This is a genomic window from Kitasatospora sp. CMC57, assembly GCF_045866025.2.
GTDB lineage: Bacteria > Actinomycetota > Actinomycetes > Streptomycetales > Streptomycetaceae > Kitasatospora.
Genome location: NZ_AP035881.2, coordinates 1,081,436 through 1,097,378, shown reverse-complemented (window position 1 = coordinate 1,097,378; position 15,943 = coordinate 1,081,436). Strand labels below are relative to the sequence as shown.

Annotated in this window: 16 protein-coding genes; 10 read left to right on the top strand and 6 right to left on the bottom strand. The window is 73.6% G+C overall.

Features of this window, described 5'->3' with window-relative positions:
• The first annotated feature begins 97 nt into the window (after positions 1–97).
• On the top strand, positions 98–886 hold the full coding sequence (locus tag ACKUU6_RS05115) for a chaplin family protein (RefSeq protein ID WP_407987231.1): 789 nt from the start codon (positions 98–100) through the stop codon (positions 884–886).
• 58 nt (positions 887–944) lie between these two features.
• Here the strand turns inward: ACKUU6_RS05115 and ACKUU6_RS05110 are convergent, their stop codons facing one another.
• Complete coding sequence (locus ACKUU6_RS05110) at positions 945–1,154, bottom strand: DUF5703 family protein (RefSeq protein ID WP_376775655.1); 210 nt, start codon at positions 1,152–1,154, stop codon at positions 945–947.
• A gap of 319 nt (positions 1,155–1,473) precedes the next feature.
• Between ACKUU6_RS05110 and ACKUU6_RS05105 the strand changes: the two genes are divergently transcribed.
• Positions 1,474–2,091: a hypothetical protein gene (locus ACKUU6_RS05105; protein WP_407987230.1), complete on the top strand. Its 618-nt coding sequence runs from the start codon at positions 1,474–1,476 to the stop codon at positions 2,089–2,091.
• Positions 2,092–2,164: 73 nt separating this feature from the next.
• On the opposite strand, the gene ACKUU6_RS05100 is transcribed toward ACKUU6_RS05105, so the two are convergent.
• Together ACKUU6_RS05100 and ACKUU6_RS05095 are read right to left on the bottom strand one after the other, a co-directional pair.
• On the bottom strand, positions 2,165–4,246 hold the full coding sequence (locus ACKUU6_RS05100) for a helix-hairpin-helix domain-containing protein (protein ID WP_407987229.1): 2,082 nt from the start codon (positions 4,244–4,246) through the stop codon (positions 2,165–2,167).
• A 10-nt stretch (positions 4,247–4,256) separates the two neighbouring features.
• Entirely contained in the window at positions 4,257–5,237 is a 981-nt protein-coding gene (locus tag ACKUU6_RS05095) for an aldo/keto reductase (RefSeq protein WP_407987228.1), read from the bottom strand.
• A 256-nt stretch (positions 5,238–5,493) separates the two neighbouring features.
• On the opposite strand from ACKUU6_RS05095, the gene ACKUU6_RS05090 reads away from it, so the two are divergent.
• A complete protein-coding gene (locus tag ACKUU6_RS05090; RefSeq protein ID WP_407987227.1) occupies positions 5,494–6,540 on the top strand; it encodes an LLM class F420-dependent oxidoreductase in 1,047 nt (348 codons plus the stop codon).
• Positions 6,541–6,717: 177 nt separating this feature from the next.
• On the opposite strand, the gene ACKUU6_RS05085 is transcribed toward ACKUU6_RS05090, so the two are convergent.
• Positions 6,718–7,707: a magnesium and cobalt transport protein CorA gene (locus ACKUU6_RS05085; protein ID WP_407987226.1), complete on the bottom strand. Its 990-nt coding sequence runs from the start codon at positions 7,705–7,707 to the stop codon at positions 6,718–6,720.
• A gap of 71 nt (positions 7,708–7,778) precedes the next feature.
• Here ACKUU6_RS05085 and ACKUU6_RS05080 point away from each other — a divergent pair, with 71 nt between their 5' ends.
• The 4 genes from ACKUU6_RS05080 (at position 7,779) to mshC (ending at position 11,531) form a co-directional block, all read left to right on the top strand.
• Positions 7,779–8,474, top strand: coding sequence for a histidine phosphatase family protein (locus tag ACKUU6_RS05080; protein WP_407987225.1), 696 nt, complete (start codon positions 7,779–7,781; stop codon positions 8,472–8,474).
• Between the two features lie 154 nt (positions 8,475–8,628).
• Positions 8,629–9,198 (top strand): DUF3090 family protein, encoded by a 570-nt coding sequence (locus ACKUU6_RS05075; RefSeq protein ID WP_407987224.1) that lies wholly within the window; start codon positions 8,629–8,631, stop codon positions 9,196–9,198.
• A 29-nt stretch (positions 9,199–9,227) separates the two neighbouring features.
• Positions 9,228–10,040 carry an SCO1664 family protein gene (locus ACKUU6_RS05070; RefSeq protein WP_407987222.1) on the top strand — a complete coding sequence of 271 codons (813 nt, stop codon included), beginning with the start codon at positions 9,228–9,230 and terminating at the stop codon, positions 10,038–10,040.
• 261 nt (positions 10,041–10,301) lie between these two features.
• Positions 10,302–11,531 (top strand): cysteine--1-D-myo-inosityl 2-amino-2-deoxy-alpha-D-glucopyranoside ligase, encoded by a 1,230-nt coding sequence (mshC, locus tag ACKUU6_RS05065; protein WP_407987221.1) that lies wholly within the window; start codon positions 10,302–10,304, stop codon positions 11,529–11,531.
• 66 nt (positions 11,532–11,597) lie between these two features.
• Here the strand turns inward: mshC and ACKUU6_RS05060 are convergent, their stop codons facing one another.
• The gene (locus tag ACKUU6_RS05060) at positions 11,598–12,605 is read right to left on the bottom strand and encodes a PAC2 family protein (RefSeq protein ID WP_407987220.1); all 1,008 of its coding nucleotides are present in this window, start codon (positions 12,603–12,605) and stop codon (positions 11,598–11,600) included.
• 227 nt (positions 12,606–12,832) lie between these two features.
• On the opposite strand from ACKUU6_RS05060, the gene ACKUU6_RS05055 reads away from it, so the two are divergent.
• The 3 genes from ACKUU6_RS05055 (at position 12,833) to ACKUU6_RS05045 (ending at position 14,385) form a co-directional block, all read left to right on the top strand.
• Entirely contained in the window at positions 12,833–13,195 is a 363-nt protein-coding gene (locus tag ACKUU6_RS05055) for a DUF1304 domain-containing protein (RefSeq protein ID WP_407987219.1), read from the top strand.
• Between the two features lie 23 nt (positions 13,196–13,218).
• Positions 13,219–13,830 (top strand): TetR/AcrR family transcriptional regulator, encoded by a 612-nt coding sequence (locus tag ACKUU6_RS05050; RefSeq protein WP_407992044.1) that lies wholly within the window; start codon positions 13,219–13,221, stop codon positions 13,828–13,830.
• A gap of 183 nt (positions 13,831–14,013) precedes the next feature.
• Positions 14,014–14,385, top strand: a complete 372-nt coding sequence (locus ACKUU6_RS05045) for a hypothetical protein (RefSeq protein WP_407987218.1) — start codon at positions 14,014–14,016, stop codon at positions 14,383–14,385.
• Positions 14,386–14,440: 55 nt separating this feature from the next.
• Here the strand turns inward: ACKUU6_RS05045 and ACKUU6_RS05040 are convergent, their stop codons facing one another.
• A complete protein-coding gene (locus ACKUU6_RS05040; protein ID WP_407987217.1) occupies positions 14,441–15,931 on the bottom strand; it encodes a serine/threonine-protein kinase in 1,491 nt (496 codons plus the stop codon).
• Positions 15,932–15,943 lie beyond the last annotated feature (12 nt).

Genomic DNA, 15,943 nt, shown 5'->3' with positions numbered 1-15,943 from the left:
CGTTCGGCTCAACCGGAGAACGCGCCAGCTCGTTGTTCGATGTATCGGGGAAGACCACGCCAGGAATTCCGACAATCACAACTCATCAGGGGAGTACATGCGTCAGGTCGCAAAGAGGGGCATCCTCACCGCAGTCGCCACCGGCAGCGTGCTGGCCTCGGCCTCGGGCTACGCCTACGCGAGCTCGGACGCGCAGGGCAGCGCCACCAACTCGCCGGGCGTCGGCTCGGGGAACAACATCCAGGCGCCGGTGGACATCCCCGTCAACGCGTGCGGCAACACGGTGAGCGTGGTCGGTCTGCTCAACCCCGCGATGGGCAACGACTGCGCGAACACCTCGGCCTCGGGGAAGGGTGCCGAGACCCGGGATGCCGGGGCGCACGGTGGCGCCGCCCACTCGCCGGGCGTCGCGTCCGGCAACAACATCCAGGCCCCGGTCTCGGTGCCGATCAACGCCTGCGGCGACTCGGTCAACGTGGTCGGCGTCGGCAACCCCGCCTTCGGGAACCACTGCGGCAACGTCGCCACCCCGCCGCCGCCCGCTCAGGACGAGGACTGCCACCCCGGCACGCACAACCCGCCGCCGCCGGCGAGCACCCAGCCCCCCGGCACCACCCCGCCGTCGAGCGAAACCGGTGGCCACGGCGCGGGCCGCGGCGGCCTGCCCGGCGCGGACGAGATCGGTACCCCGGCGGCGGGCGTGGCCAAGCCCGTCTCGTACACCGAGACCCCGCCGCCGGCTCCGGCCGTGATGGCGCCCGCCGCGGTGAGCCGGCCCCAGCTGGCGCAGACCGGTTCGGAGGGGCTGCAGCTGATCACCGCAGCCGGCGCCGCGCTGCTGATCGGCGGCGGCGTGCTCTACCGCCGCTCCCGGGCCGGGGTCTGAGACCCGGCGTGCCCGGCCGCGCGTAAGGGGGCGGGCCCGGTGGGCCCGCCCCCTCCAGTCACCAGCTGCGGACCTGCCGGATGATGCGGCGGCGCAGCAGGACCGTCCGACGGCCGTCCGGGAAGAGCTTGAGCCTGTCCAGCTCCCAGTGCCCGTACTCGGCGTGCTCGGTGAGCAGCTGCCGGGCCGCGTTGCGGCTGGTGCCGCGCGGGATGCTGAGCGACTGGTACTCGTACTCCGGCTGCCGAACCAGCTTGGGTGGGGTCAAGACTCTTCCTCCTGCGGGACGCTTGCAGGCAAGGGTACGACCTGCCTACGACAACCGGGCCTGCTCGGCCCACCGGGCCCGCCTGCCTGGTCCGTCGAGCCTGGTCCGGGCAGGGCTGACAGTCAATCAGTTTTCGTACCATGACGAGATACCCCGGCCCGGCGCCCGCGACGCGCCCGGTCGGGCCGCCGGATGTACCGGTCCGGACGCGGTACAGATCCGTCCGGACCGGACATCCGGGCGGAAGTTGCGGTGAATTCGCGGAAGTAGACGACAACCCCTGTGCGTGTCGTGCCCGGGGGGAGATAGCGTCAGCACCATGCCTGATGCCGCGCAGCACTCCATCATCGACGTACGGGCCGCCGCCGAGGCGGTCAAGTCCGCCATCGACCGCCACCTGGCAGCGGTCTCCGGCCCCACCACGGCGGACGATCCCGCCGTGGCCGGTGCCTACGAGGAGCTCGCTGCGGCGGCCATCGCCTACGACCAGATCCTGTACGAGGTCTACGACGAGGTCACCCCGTTCGAGGTGCCGGGCGACGAGGGCCCGGGCGGGTACTCCGGTCCCGACCAGCCCGAGGCGATCAGCGTGCTGATCCGCCGCGACTACCTGGTGACCGACCCGAAGCGGCTGCGCGAGCAGGCCGAGCGGGTGGACGACTCGCTGACCCCGGGCGGCGACCCGGCGGCCGGTGCGGTGAACGCGGCAATCGGCGTGCTGTTCGGCGAGTACGAGCCGGACGAGATCGCGGCCCGCTGCGAGGAGTTCGGCCTGGAGGAGGGCGACTCCACGCTCTGGGTGGCGGCGGCCGAGCCGTCGGACCCGGGGGAGTGGCTGCCGGAGCCGTTCGACGGGGCCGACCCGGAGCTGCTGATCTGCCGGTTCGACGTCAGCGAGGTCTACGACGACGAGCTGGACGCGCTCGACGAGGAGTAGCCGACCCGGCGTACGGCGGAGGGGGCGGGGCCACTGCGGCCCCGCCCCCTTTCGCGCCGGACGGTCGGCCGGGTCAGTACGACTGCTCGGCCTGCTCCGCCAGGATGGCCCGGAGCCGGGTGGTGCGCGGCTGCGCGGTGCGCTCGGCGACCGCCTGCGGCAGGGCCTGGCCCGCCGCGTGCACCACGGACAGGTGGCGCTCGGCCCGGCCGAAGGCGGTGTACACCCACTGCCTGGTCAGCCCGGCGGCCGCGTCCTCCGGCAGCACGGCGACCACGCCGGGCCAGCGCCGGCCGACCGCCTGGTGGCCGGTCAGTGCCCAGCCGTGCCGCAGACCGGCGGCCTGGGCGGGGGAGAGGGTGAGCCGGGAGCCGTCGGTCAGCTCCAGGTGCAGCCCGGCGGCGTCGCCGTCCACCACCCGGCCGAGGCGGACCACGCCGGGGGCGGGCGAATGCACCACCCGGTCGCCCGGGTCGAAGCCGCCGAACCGGCCGGGGCCGGGGTTGAGCCGGGCTTTGGCCGCCGCGTTCAGCGCCCGGGTGCCCGCGCCGCCCCCGTGCCCGGGCGTCAGCAGCACGACCTGCTCGGCGGGGATGCCCAGGGCGCGCGGGATCGAGTCGGTGAGCAGCTGCACCGCGCGGTGCACCGCCTCGGCGCCGTCCTTGGCGGTGAGGATCACCACCTCCTTGTCCGGTGCCTCGACCGGCTGCAGCTCGCCGACCCCGATGCCGGAGACCAGCTCGCCGATCGGGCCGAAGTCGGGTGTCCTGGAGGCGACGGCGGGGCAGACCTTGGCGGCCAGCAGGTCGGCGAAGAATCGGCCGGGTCCGGCGGACCAGAGCTGACCGGGGTCACCGCTGAGCACCAGGCGGGTGCCGTCGGCAAGGGCCTCCAGCAGGGTGGCGGCGAGCTCGACGTCGAGCAGTGGGGCGTCCAGCACGATCAGCAGATCGAGGGCGAGCGTGCCGTCGGGGGCCCGGCCGGGCCCGGCCGTACCGGCCAACAAATCCGCCAGGACGGCCACTTCAGCGGCGTCGGTGGCCGCGCGCAGGCTGTCCCGGCCCTCGGCCGTCCAGGTCGCGGCCCAGGCGCGCAGCCCGAGGCCGCGGGCGGCGGTGAGCAGCGCGGCGGGCTCCGCACGGGCCGCCTCGCCGCCGGTGTGCAGCACCACGGCGCTCTCGGCCACGGCCCGGACCAGTGCGGTCGCGGAGGAGGAGGGCGCGGCCACGGCGGCCGCCTCCCAGGCGGCCGGGCCGGGCGGGTGACCCTCTTCGCTCTCCGCACTCTCGACGGCCTCGGCCTCGTCGTCCGTGCCGGGCACGAAGGTGGACATCACCCGGACCAGGCCGTCGGCGAGGCTCTCCTCCGCCAGCGCCAGGCGTTCGAGGGCGAGCAGCGTACGCATGGGGGGCTCGTCCTCCTCGTCGTCCGAGGGACGGTGACCGGGGAGCTCCTCCTGGAAGGCCATCACCCGGCCGTCGACGACGACCTCCTGGAGCGCGGCGGCGGCGTCCGGCAGTCCGAGCTTCTCCAGCCCGGCCGCCACCTCGCCGATCTCCACCGCGGAGTGCCCGCGCAGCGCGGCCTGCTCCAGCACCCACGGCACCAGGGCCTGCGCCCGGCGCGGATCGCCAGGACCGGCCTCGCCGCCGAGCAGGCCCCGGGCGAAGCCGTCCGCCTGGTCGGGCCGGACGCCGGGCAGGGCGAGCACGGCCCACGGGTCCTCGCGGAGGGCGGCGGCCGCACCGTCACCGAGCAGGGCCACCGCGGCGGCGGCGAACTCGGCCGGCGCACCACCGGCGGCGAGCACCTCGGCGGTGTCGACCAGGGCCTGCTCGCGCCGCCCGTCCAGCGCGACCCCGGCGGGGGCGGCGGCACCGGCGGTACGGATCGCCTCGGCCAAGGCGGCCACCGCGTCGGGGCGCTGAGCCGGTGTCACCGCGCTGCCGTCCGCGTCCTGAGCCGGTGTCACCGCGCTGCCGTCCGCGTCCTGAGCCGGTGTCACCGCGATGCCGTCCGCGTCCTGAGCCGGTGTCACCGCGCTGCCGTCCGCGTCCTGAGCCGGTGTCACCGCGCTGCCGTCCGTATCCTGAGCCGGGGTCACGACCTCCGGAGCGCCCTCGGCCACGTCCTGTACTTCCTCCACGTCGCCCACCACTTCGCTCCTACAGCTCCGTCCAGCCTTGGTCCGGGTAGCGGTGCACCGGGGCCGAGACGTCGTCCAGCGCACCGCGGATCTCATCCGGAAGCGTAAGCGTCTCCACCGACAGCGCCGACCGCAGCTGACCGGCCGTCCGGGCGCCGAGCAGCGCGCTCGCCACGCCGGGCCGGTCCCGGACCCAGGCCAGCGCGACCGCGAGCGGGCTGCTGGCCAGTCCGTCGGCGGCGGTGGCGAGGGCGTCCACGATCCGGCGGGACCGGTCGCCGAGATAGGGCTGCACGAAGCCGGAGAGGTACGGCGAGGCGCCGCGCGACTCGGGGGGCACGGCGTGCCGGTACTTGCCGGTGAGCACGCCCCGGCCGAGCGGCGAGGAAGCGATCAGGCCGACCCCGGCGTCGAGCGCTGCGGGCAGCACCTCGCGTTCGATGCCGCGCTGGAGCAGCGAGTACTCCATCTGCGTCCCCGCCAGCGGCACCCGCCCGGGGTGCGCGCGCTGCCAGGCGGCGGCCTTGGCGAGCTGCCAGCCCGAGTAGTTGGAGACGCCGACGTACCGGGCCCGGCCGCTGTTCACCGCCAGGTCGAGCGCGTACAGGGTCTCCTCGTCGGGGGTGGCCGGGTCGAAGGCGTGCACCTGCCAGAGGTCCACGTAGTCGGTGCCGAGCCGGCGCAGCGAGGCGTCCAGGGCTGAGAGCAGTCTGCCGCGCGAGGTGTCGAAGCGGCGGTCGGAGTCGGGAACGCTGCCCGCCTTGGTAGCGATGACCAGCTCGGAGCGGGGGATCAGACTGTCCGTCAGGCGGGAGATCAGGTACTCCGCGCCGCCGTCGGCGTAGACGTCGGCGGTGTCGAGCAGGGTGCCGCCCGCGTCGACGAAGGTCTTGAGCTGCTCGGCGGCGTCGTGCTCGTCGGTGTCCCGCCCCCAGGTCATGGTGCCGAGACCGAGTCTGGAGACCCGCAGTCCCGTCCGTCCCAGGTGACGCTTCTCCATCGGGCAGAACCTCCGTCGGCCGGGCAGACACGCAGGTGGGGGAGGTTCCTCCCCCTGCGGCAGAGCGTAGCGGCCCGGACCCGGAGCGCCACGCCGACCCGCAGAACGGTCGGGAAAGGCCGCCTCGCCGTGTGACGCAGCGCACACCTACCGGCCGGTAGCATGGCCGCGCGGCCGCCGATACGCTCGCGGAGAAGCGGCAACCACGTGCGGTGACCACGACTGTCGCGGTGACCCCGAACCGGAAGGCTTCCACATGCGACTCGGCATCAACCTCGGCTACTGGGGACTCGGCATGGACGCCGACAACATCGCCGTCGCCCAGGAGGCCGACCGGCTCGGCTACTCCGTCTGCTGGGCCGCCGAGGCGTACGGCTCCGACGCCGCCACCGTGCTCGCGTACGTCGCGGCCAAGACCGAGCGGATCGACGTCGGTTCGGCCATCTTCCAGATCCCGGCCCGCACCCCGGCGATGACCGCGATGACCGCCGCCACCCTGGACACCCTCTCCGGCGGCCGGTTCCGGCTCGGCCTCGGCGTCTCGGGGCCGCAGGTCTCCGAGGGCTGGTACGGCGTCAAGTTCGACAAGCCGCTGGCCCGCACGCGCGAGTACGTGGAGATCATCCGCAAGGCGATGTCCCGGGAGCGCCTGGTGCACGAGGGTGCGCACTGGACGCTGCCGCTGCCGGACGGCCCGGGCAAGCCGATCAAGCTGACGGTGCATCCGGTCCGCGAGCAGATCCCGCTCTACATCGCCGCGATCGGCCCGAAGAACCTGGAGCAGACCGGCGAGATCGCCGACGGCTGGCTCGGCATCTTCTTCGCGCCCGAGCACGCCGCGCTGTCCGTCGACCCGCTCCGGGCCGGCCGGGCCAAGGCGGGGCAGACCCTGGACGGCTTCGACCTCTGCCCGACCGTCAACATCTCGGTCGGCGAGGACGTCAAGGCCGCCGCCGACGTTCAACGGCCGTACGCCGCGCTGTACATCGGTGGGATGGGCAGCAAGGACAAGAACTTCTACAACCAGCTCGCCCGCCGGATGGGCTACGAGCAGGCCGCCGACGAGATCCAGGAGAAGTACCTCGCCAAGGACTACGCGGGTGCCGCCGCCGCCGTCCCGCACGACCTGATCGACGCCACCGCGCTGCTCGGCACCACCGAGCGGATCGCCGACCGGATGCAGGCGTACGCCGACGCGGGCGTCACGACCCTGACGCTCGCCCCGACGGGCTTCACCCTGGAGGAGCGGATCACCGCCCTGCGCACGGGCGTCGAGGCCCTGGAGCGCGCCGGGCTCGCCTAGGCCCTGTCCGGGCGATCTTGCCGGGCGTGCGACGCCGGACCCGCCGCGCCGGCGGCTGATGCCACATCCCGGCCGCACGCCCAGCCGGGCGCCCGACGCCGCACGCTGATCCGACAAGATCGCCCGGACCGGGCCCAGGCCCGGTCCGGCCGGGCAGCGAGCGCAGCGGCAGGCGCCTCAGAGCCAGCCGCTGCGCTTGAAGACCCGGTGCAGGACCAGACAGAGCGTCACCATCAGGCCGAGCACCGCCGGGTAGCCCCACGGCTGGCGCAGCTCCCACATGTGCTGGAAGTTCATCCCGTACACGCCCGCGATCATCGTCGGTACGGCGGCCAGCGCCGCCCAGGCCGAGATCTTCCGCATGTCGTTGTTCTGCTGCACGCTCACCTGGGCCAGGTTGGCGTTCAGTATGTCCGAGAGCAGCCGGTCCAGCGCCTCCACCTGCTCGGTGACCCGGGCCAGGTGGTCGGCGACGTCGCGCAGGTACGGGCGGAGCTTCTCCGGCAGCGCCGGGACGGACCCGCTCACCAGCCGGAACAACGGTTCCTGGAGCGGCCCGGTGCACTTGCGGACCGCCGTCACCTGGCGTTTGAAGGCGTAGATCCGCTCCGCCAGGCCGCGGGGCGGGCGGCCGGGGGCGAACACCTCCGCCTCCAGGTCGTCCAGGTCGGCCTGGAGCGCCGCGGCCACCTCCAGGTACTGGTCCACCACCAGGTCGGCGACCGCGTAGAGGACCGCGGCCGGGCCCTGGGAGAGCAGGTCCGGCTGCTGCTCCAGGGAGGCCCGAAGCCCGGCCAGCGGGCTCTCGGCGCCGTGTCTGACCGTCATCGCGTAGCTGTCGCCGAGGAAGAGCATCAGCTCCCCGGTGCTCACCACCTGCCCCTCGGAGCGGTAGCTGAGCGTCTTGAGTGCGACGAACAGCGAGTCGGGGAAGCGCTCCATCTTGGGCCGCTGGTGCGCCGACACGGCGTCCTCGACGGCCAGCGGGTGCAGGCCGAACTCCTCGCTGACCAGATCGAGTTCCTCGGTGGTCGGCTCGACCACGCCGAGCCAGACGAAGGCGTCGCCCTCCTCGCGGGCGACCGCCAGGGCGTCCGACAGGTCCTTGGGGCCCTCGGTGCGGTGGCCGCCACGGTATATGGCGCTGTCGACGATCATGCGGTCCATTCTGCTGCCCGGCGGCCTGAAAGGGCACCATATCCACCGGCCGCGCCAGGCGGAGGTCGTACGCTGGCCCCATGCCGACCCTGCTGCTCGTCCGCCACGGCCGCTCCACCGCCAACACGGCCGGGGTGCTCGCCGGTTGGACACCGGACATCCACCTCGACGACACCGGCCGCGCACAGGCGGCCGGTCTGGCCGAACGGCTGGCCGACATCCCGCTGGTACAGGCGGTGAGCAGCCCGCTGGAGCGCTGCGCCGAGACGCTGGCGCCCCTGCTGGCGGCCCGGCCCGAGCTCGGCCCGGCGGCGAGTGACGAGCGGCTCGGTGAGTGCCGCTACGGGGAGTGGACCGGTCGGCCGCTGGCCGAGCTGGCCAAGGAACCGCTCTGGCGGACCGTGCAGGACCACGCGGCGGCCGCGGCCTTCCCCGGCGGTGAGTCGCTGCGGGAGCTGAGCCACCGGACGGTCACCGCCGTCCGGGAGTGGAACGAGAAGATCGCCGTCGAGCACGGGTCCGACGCGGTCTGGGTGGCCTGCTCGCACGGTGACGTGATCAAGGCGGTGGTGGCGGACGCGCTCGGCCTGCACCTGGACCACTTCCAGCGGATCTCGGTCGAGCCCTGCTCGGTCACCGCGATCCGCTACACCCCCCACCGGCCGTTCGTCCTGCGGGTCGGCGACACCGGCAGCCTGGCCTCGCTGGCGCCCCGGCCGTCCCCGGCGGAGGCCGAGGGGGACGCGGTGGTCGGGGGCGACACCGGTACGCGCTGAGCCGGCCGCCCAGGCGGACCCGGCAGCCGTAGAACCGGCGCCCCGAGCCGGCCGTCCACGCAGATCCGGCACCAAGGCCGACGCTCCAACTGGGCCGCGCAGGCCGTAGGGTGGCCGGTGAGACCACGATCGATTCAGAACCCGGAGCGAGAGAGTGCCCCGTCAGGTCCACTTCTATGACCAGCCCGAGCGATTCGTCGCCGGTACCGTCGGCCAGCCCGGCGCCCGGGCGTTCTTCCTGCAGGCCAGCGCGCGGGGTCGGATCACCTCGGTGCTGTTGGAGAAGGCCCAGGTGGCGGCCCTCGCCGAGCGGGTCGAACAGGTGCTGGACGAGGCCCTGCGGCGCAGCGACGGCGAGGCGGACATCCCGGCCGTGGCGCCGGCCGAGCTGATCGACACCGCGCCGCTGGACCTCCCGCTGGAGCAGGAGTTCCGGGTCGGCACGATGGCGCTGGCCTGGGACGGCACCGACGAGTGCCTGGTGGTCGAGGCCCAGGCCGTGACCGAGGCCGAGGAGGAGGGCGAGGAGGCCGCCGCCGCCTTCGAGGACGACGAGAACGGCCCCGACCTGCTCCGGGTGCGGCTGAGCGGCGCGATGGCCCGGGTCTTCGCCAAGCGAGCCCTCGACCTGGTGGCGGCCGGCCGCAAGCCCTGCCCGTTCTGCAACCTGCCGCTCGACCCGGAGGGCCACCTCTGCCCCCGCGCGAACGGGTACCGGCGCTGAACGCGGAGACCGTACCCGTCGCGGACCCGGTGGCGAGCGCCGCGCTGGCCGCCGATCCGGCCACCGCGCTGGACCTGCTGCGCGGCGGCGCACTGGCCGTGTACGGCCGGATCACCACCGCCTCCAACGGGGTGCTCTACTGCACCGTCACGCTGGACGGCCGGACCGCGCCGTGCGTCTACAAGCCGGTGGCCGGCGAGCGCCCGCTCTGGGACTACCCCGACGGCACGCTGGCCGGGCGCGAGGTGGCCTCGTACCTGGTGTCGGCCGCCACCGGGTGGGCGCTGATCCCGCCCACCGTGCTCAGGGACGGCCCGCACGGGCCCGGCATGGTGCAGCTCTGGGTGGAGCCGGACGAGGCCGCCGAGGACCTGATCGACCTCCAGGACCCGGCAGGGCCCGAGCCGGGCTGGCTGCCGATCGTCCGGGCCGACGTCGGCGGCGGGCGGACCGCGCTGCTGGTGCACCGGGACGACGAGCGGCTGCGCCGACTGGCCGTACTCGACGCGGTGCTGAACAACTCGGACCGCAAGGGCGGCCACTGGATCGCCGCGGCGGACGGTCGGCTCTACGGCATCGACCACGGCGTCACCTTCGCGGAGCCCGCCAAGCTCCGTACGCTGCTCTGGGGTTGGGCCGACGAACCGCTGCCGGCCGAGGCGCTCGGCGTACTGGCCGAGCTGGCCGAGGATCTCGGGGGCGCGTTGGGGGAGAGCCTGCGCCCCCATCTCACCCCCGCCGAACTGGCCGCCCTCCGCGCCCGCGTCGAAGAGCTCCGCCGGACGGGCCGACACCCGCTGCCCGCTCCTGACTGGCCGTCGATTCCCTGGCCGCCGGTCTAGGGCCTGTCCGGCGGATCTTGCCGGGCGCCCGACGCCGGATCATCCCGTCTGGACGCACGCCCGAATCGCCCAAGTACGTCCAGTACGAGGCCGACTCGGGCGCACGCCCAGACGGGCGCCCGACGCCGCGCGCTGATCCGGCAAAATCCGCCGGACAGGCCCCAGTGGCTGCTCTTCGGTCAAGAGTGGTCCGAGACTCATTCCAGCCGATCTCGGCTACTGGTTAGCCTTTCAAATGATCGCAAGGTTAGAGTCGGAGCCATGCATTCCTGGCCCGCCTCCGAGGTACCCGCCCTGCCTGGTCAGGGGCTTCCCCTCCGAATCCACGACACCGCCACGGGCAGCGTCCGGGAGGTCGTGCCGCAGGGCCCGACCGCCCGCCTGTACGTCTGCGGGATCACCCCCTACGACGCCACCCACCTGGGGCACGCCGCCACCTACAACGCCTTCGACCTGGTGCAGCGGGTCTGGAAGGACGCCGGTCACGACGTCCTGTACGTCCAGAACGTGACCGACGTGGACGACCCGCTGCTCGAGCGCGCGGTCGCCACCGGCCAGGACTGGACGGTGCTGGCCGAGCGCGAGACCGCGCTGTTCCGCGAGGACATGACCGCGCTGCGGATGCTGCCCCCCGCGCACTACATCGGCGCCGTCGAGTCGATCCCGTGGATCGTCCCCCTGGTGAAGAAGCTGCTGGCCAGTGGTGCCGCCTACGAGCTGGACGGCGACATCTACTTCTCCGTCGACTCCGACCCGCACTTCGGCGAGGTCTCCGGGCTGACCCGGGACGCGATGCTGCCGGTGTTCGGCGAGCGCGGCGGCGACCCCGACCGGCCGGGCAAGAAGCACCCGCTGGACGCCCTGCTCTGGCTCTCCGCCCGCCCCAACGAGCCCGCCTGGGACACCGAGCTCGGCCACGGCCGGCCCGGCTGGCACATCGAGTGCGTGGCGATCGCGCTGGAGTACCTGGGCATGGAGTTCGACATCCAGGGCGGCGGCAGCGACCTGTCCTTCCCGCACCACGAGATGGGCGCCTCGCACGCCCAGGTGGCCAGCGGCACCCACCCGTACGCGCGGACCTACGTGCACGCCGGGATGGTCGGGCTGGACGGGCAGAAGATGTCCAAGTCGCGCGGCAACCTGGTCTTCGTCTCGGCGCTGCGCCGGGAGGGCGTCGACCCGGCGGCGATCCGGCTGGCCCTGCTCGGCCACCACTACCGCAGCGACTGGGAGTGGACCAAGGACGACCTGGACCGGGCGCTGGAGCGGCTGGCCCGCTGGCGCGCGGCGGTCTCCCGGCCTGACGGCCCGTCGGCGGACGCCGTGCTGACCGAGGTCCGGGCCGCGCTGGCGAACGACCTGGACGCCCCGGCCGCGCTCGCCGCGGTGGACCGCTGGGCCGAGCGGCAGTCCGCGGAGGGCGGCACCGACATCGGCGCTCCCGGCCTGGTGTCGCGTACGGTCGACGCCCTGCTGGGTGTCGCGCTGTAGGCATCCGCGCACGGGTGAAGGGGCGTCAGCGACTGCTGACGCCCCTTCACCCTTTCAGGCCTGTCGCTAGCTCTCCGGCTCGTCCGGCGAGTCGTCGGAACGCGACTCGGGGTCGGTCGGACGCTCGGTGGTGTCGGTCGGCCGGTCGGTGGTCTCCGCCGGGCGGTCGCTCGTCTCGGCCGGCCGCTCGGCGGTGGCGTGGCCGGTGACCGGCTTCTCGCCCGTCGGGCCCAGGTTGTCCCGGCGGCGCAGGTAGCGCTCGAACTCGCGGGCGATCGCGTCGCCGGAGGCCTCCGGCAGCTCGGCGGTGTCCTGCGCCTCCTCCAGCTGCTGGACGTACTCGGCGACCTCGCTGTCCTCGGCGGCCAGCTGGTCCACCCCGATCTGCCAGGCCCGGGCGTCCTCGGTCAGCTCGCCCGGCGGGATGCGCAGGTCGAGCAGGTCCTCCAGTTTGTTGATCAGTGCCAGCGAGGCCTTCGGGTTCGGCGGCTGGGCCACGTAGTGCGGCACGGCCGCCCAGAGCGTCACGGCCGGCACCCCGGCGTGCGCGCACGCCTCCTGGAGTACCCCGACGATCCCGGTCGGGCCCTCGTACCTGCTCTCCTCCAGGTCGAGCGTCCTGGCCAGGTCGGCGTCCGAGGTGACGCCGCTGACCGGCACCGGCCTGCTGTGCGGGGCGTCGCCCAGCAGGGCGCCCAGGATGACTACCAGCTCGACGCCCAACTCATGGGCGAAGCCGAGCAGTTCGTTGCAGTACGAGCGCCAGCGCATGCTCGGCTCGATACCCCGGACCAGCACCAGGTCGCGCGGCTTGGGCTCGGTCACCCGGACCACCGACAGCCGGGTGGTCGGCCAGGTGATCCGGCGCACCCCGCCGTCCAGCCAGACCGTGGGCCGATTGACCTGGAAGTCGTAGTAGTCCTCGGCGTCGAGGGCGGCGAACACCTTGCCACCCCAGGTCTCGTCCAGATGCCCCACGGCCGCCGAGGCGGCGTCCCCTGCGTCGTTCCAGCCCTCGAACGCGCAGACCATCACCGGGTCGATCAACTCGGGAACATCTTCCAGCTCGATCACCCAGCGTCTCCCTCCGGACCTGACTCCGCATGGAACGGTCCGTTCCATGGTCCCTACCTGCCCAGCCTACGAGCTTTGATGCCTCGGCCGGGGAGGGGCAGGAAGCGTCGAGCCTATCCCGCCGGAGGGGCCCCGACACAGCTGGCTATCGGCGCCTACTGGACAGCTGTCCACAAATGATGGACAGTTGTCCAGGAAGCTGTCGGGGTCGTGAGAAGGAGAAGCACATGGAGATCGTCGCGAACGTCCTGGTCGGCCTGGTGGCCGCACTGCACGCCTGGATCCTGGTGCTGGAGATGTTCCTCTGGGAGGGAGCGCCGGGGCGGAAGCTCTCCGGCTTCGACCCCGCGATGGCCAAGGCGACGGCCGGGCTCGCGGCCAACCAGGGCCTGTACAACGGCTTCCTGGCCGCCGGTCTGGTCTGGGGCCTGATCGCGGGCGACCCCACGGGGTACCGGGTGCAGGTCTTCTTCCTGAGCTGCGTGGTGGTCGCAGGGCTGTACGGCGCGGCCACCGCCAACCGGCGGATCCTGTTCGCCCAGGCGCTGCCCGGTGCGATCGCGCTGGCGGCGGTCCTGGTGGCCGGATGAGTGATGGAGTGGGCGGTGGTGTGATGGGCGGTCCGGGAAGCGGTCCGGCGGGGAGTCCAGCAGGCGGCTCGACAGGCGCCGATCCCCGAACGGAGCGTACGCGGGCCCGGCTGCGGGCGGCGCTGTTGGCCGAGTGCGCCGAACGGCCGCTGGCCGAGCTCGGGGTGGCGGCCCTGACCCGGCGGGCCGGAGTCGGCCGGGCCACCTTCTACGTGCACTACCCCGACCTCCAGGCGCTCGCGGTGGACGCCTGCGGGGAGGTGGTCCGGGACGGGGTGGCGGCGCTGCACGCCTGGCGCGGGGTGCCCGATCCCGCCGCGCCGCCGCCCGCGCTGGCCGAGTTCCTCACCGTGCTGGGCGGCCACGAGGCGCTCTACCGGGCGCTGCTCACGGCTGAAGGCGGCGGTCCGCTGGGCGAGCTGATGCACCGTGAGCTGCGCGAGTACAGTCGGCGGGAGCGTGAGCTGGCCGGTGCGCCGCACGCCGCGCTGGTGGCCACGGCGGTGGCCGCGACCTTCACCGGACTGCTCGCTGACTGGCTGCACGGCGGAATCAGCGCGACCCCGGAGGAGTTGGCCGCCCGGAGCTGGCGGCTGCTGATAGCCCTGCACCGCACGCCGCTCGGGCCGGCCTGACAACGCGGCCCGGCCTGAGGAACGGTTTGAGGGACGGCCTGGGGGCTCGGCCCGGGCCGGGAAACGGCATGCCGGGCGGTGTGGGGGACCCTGACAGATGTCAGGTACCGGTGAGTTCTGGCCGGTGGTTCGCTGGGTCTCGGCGCGGGGGAGTCCGCGCCGCGACCAGCAAGGAGAACCATCATGTTCGGTGTGCGCAGGCTGGCCATGGCCGGTGCCGTGATCGCGCTCGGTGTCGCCTCCCTCGGGGCCACCGCCGTCAGTGCGGATGCTGCGAGCGGTTGCTACGGGATCGGCGGCGGCAAGTACAACTGCCACGTCTGGAAGACCGCCCCGACGTTCTGGGAGCACAACGTCCGGGCCGGCACGCTGAATGCCGGCACCAACTACTTCTACTGCCAGGCGGTCGGCACCCCGATGTCCGACGGCCCGTACTACAACAAGTGGTACGCCAAGACCGACGACGACAGCGGCAACAAGGGCGTCTGGGTCAACGTCATCTACCTCTCCGGCGGTGGCAATGACGAGCCCGTGCCCGGGCTGCCCACCTGCTGAGACCCCTGGAGCCCCTGGGGCCCCGCCTGCCGGACCCCGACCGCTGACGCCCCCGTCAGCCGCCGTACTGCGTCAGATAGCGCAGCACCAGGTCGACGTACGGTCGGACGCGGTCGGGGACACCCCCGGCATCGGCCACCGTCTTGTCACTGGTCCGGTACCCGGCGGCGACCAGCTCGCGCAGGTCGCCGCCGGTGCCCCGGTGCTTGAGCTGCTGGTCGAGCCAGCAGACGTAGTTGCCCATGGTGATGATGGCGTCCGGGGCGGACATGTAGTCCTTCCGGCCGTCGTCGTCGCCGTCCTGCGCCCAGGCCTTGAAAACCGAGGGCGTCCACATCGCGATGCCGTACTCCTGGGTCGCCGGGCGGGTCGCCGACGGGTCGAAGCCGCTCTCCGCCTTGAGCATGGCAGCGATCAGTGCCGGGCTGATCTCCCGCTCCGGGCAGGCCCGGGCTGCTCGCTCGATCGGCTCGCGCAGGGCGGCGGGCACGTCGGCCTCCGGCCGCAGAGCGCCGGCGACGGCACCGGCAGCGGTGCCGACGCGGGCCGAAGGGGGAGGGGGCGGCAGGGCGGCCTGCCCGGGGAGGCCGGCCCAGCCGGCCGCCGGGGCCGCTGCCAGCAGGGCGAGTGCCGTCAGCCGGGCGATCCGGTTCCGTCGTCGACGGGGCGGAGTGTGCAGAGCCCGCAGCCGAGCCGTCAGCCGCCCGGCGTCCGGCCGTACGGCCTGGTCGACCGCCAGGCAGTCGGCGATCAGCGCCCGCCATCCGGCCGGCAGCCGTTCGTCCAGCCGCAGTGGCGTCAGGCCGCGCGCGTACGCCTGGGCGGCCAGGCCGCGCGCCCGTGCGGTCGCACCGAGGAAGGGGTGCAGCCCACCGCTGAGCACCTGGTGGGCCAGCACGCCGAACGCCCAGATGTCGGCGCCCGGCCGGAGCTGGACACCCCGTGGCCCCGAGCGCTGCGACCACCACTCCGGCGGTACGTGATCGAGCGAGCCCAGCGGGGGGATGTAGGCGTGCGTGCCCTCCAACTCCGTGGTCAGCCCGAAGTCCGCGAGGCGGACACTGCCGTCCGCCATCAGCAGCACGTTGCCGGGTTTCAGGTCACCGTGCACCCAGCCCCTGCCGTGCATGTGTGCCAACCCGGTGCACAGTTCGATCAGCAGCGGTCCGGCGCCGAGCAGCGGACGGCCGGGCTCGGCGTCCTGGAGCAGCTGCTGGAGGCTGCGCTCGGCCCGCTCCATCACCAGCGCGACGGCGCCGTCCAGCGCCTGCCGGTCCGGGTCCCGTACGGTGACCACCGCCAGGGTCCGGATCAGCTGCGGGTGGTCGGCCCGGCGGCTGAAGCGGATCTCACGCCGGGTCAGTTCGGCCAGCGTCCGGCGCTGCCCGGGGGCGAGACGCCCGGGCGGCAGGAACTTCACCGCCACCGGTGTCCCGTCCGCTTCGCTGCACCCGGAGTAAACCCGCCCCCAGGCCCCGGCCCCGATCGGTCCGGTGATCCGGTACCCGGCCACCAGGTACCCGGTCGGGACGTCGGTCGGCTCCATCGGCGCCGGGGC

Bases quoted from the DNA above. Each gene is read 5' to 3' on its own strand.
- mshC (WP_407987221.1), top strand. From the start codon at position 10,302: ATGCATTCCTGGCCCGCCTCCGAGGTACCCGCCCTGCCTGGTCAGGGG.
- ACKUU6_RS05045 (WP_407987218.1), top strand. From the start codon at position 14,014: ATGTTCGGTGTGCGCAGGCTGGCCATGGCCGGTGCCGTGATCGCGCTC.
- ACKUU6_RS05055 (WP_407987219.1), top strand. From the start codon at position 12,833: ATGGAGATCGTCGCGAACGTCCTGGTCGGCCTGGTGGCCGCACTGCAC.
- ACKUU6_RS05090 (WP_407987227.1), top strand. From the start codon at position 5,494: ATGCGACTCGGCATCAACCTCGGCTACTGGGGACTCGGCATGGACGCC.
- ACKUU6_RS05085 (WP_407987226.1), bottom strand. From the start codon at position 7,707: ATGGACCGCATGATCGTCGACAGCGCCATATACCGTGGCGGCCACCGC.
- ACKUU6_RS05115 (WP_407987231.1), top strand. From the start codon at position 98: ATGCGTCAGGTCGCAAAGAGGGGCATCCTCACCGCAGTCGCCACCGGC.
- ACKUU6_RS05095 (WP_407987228.1), bottom strand. From the start codon at position 5,237: ATGGAGAAGCGTCACCTGGGACGGACGGGACTGCGGGTCTCCAGACTC.
- ACKUU6_RS05050 (WP_407992044.1), top strand. From the start codon at position 13,219: ATGGGCGGTCCGGGAAGCGGTCCGGCGGGGAGTCCAGCAGGCGGCTCG.
- ACKUU6_RS05040 (WP_407987217.1), bottom strand. From the start codon at position 15,931: ATGGAGCCGACCGACGTCCCGACCGGGTACCTGGTGGCCGGGTACCGG.
- ACKUU6_RS05080 (WP_407987225.1), top strand. From the start codon at position 7,779: ATGCCGACCCTGCTGCTCGTCCGCCACGGCCGCTCCACCGCCAACACG.
- ACKUU6_RS05105 (WP_407987230.1), top strand. From the start codon at position 1,474: ATGCCTGATGCCGCGCAGCACTCCATCATCGACGTACGGGCCGCCGCC.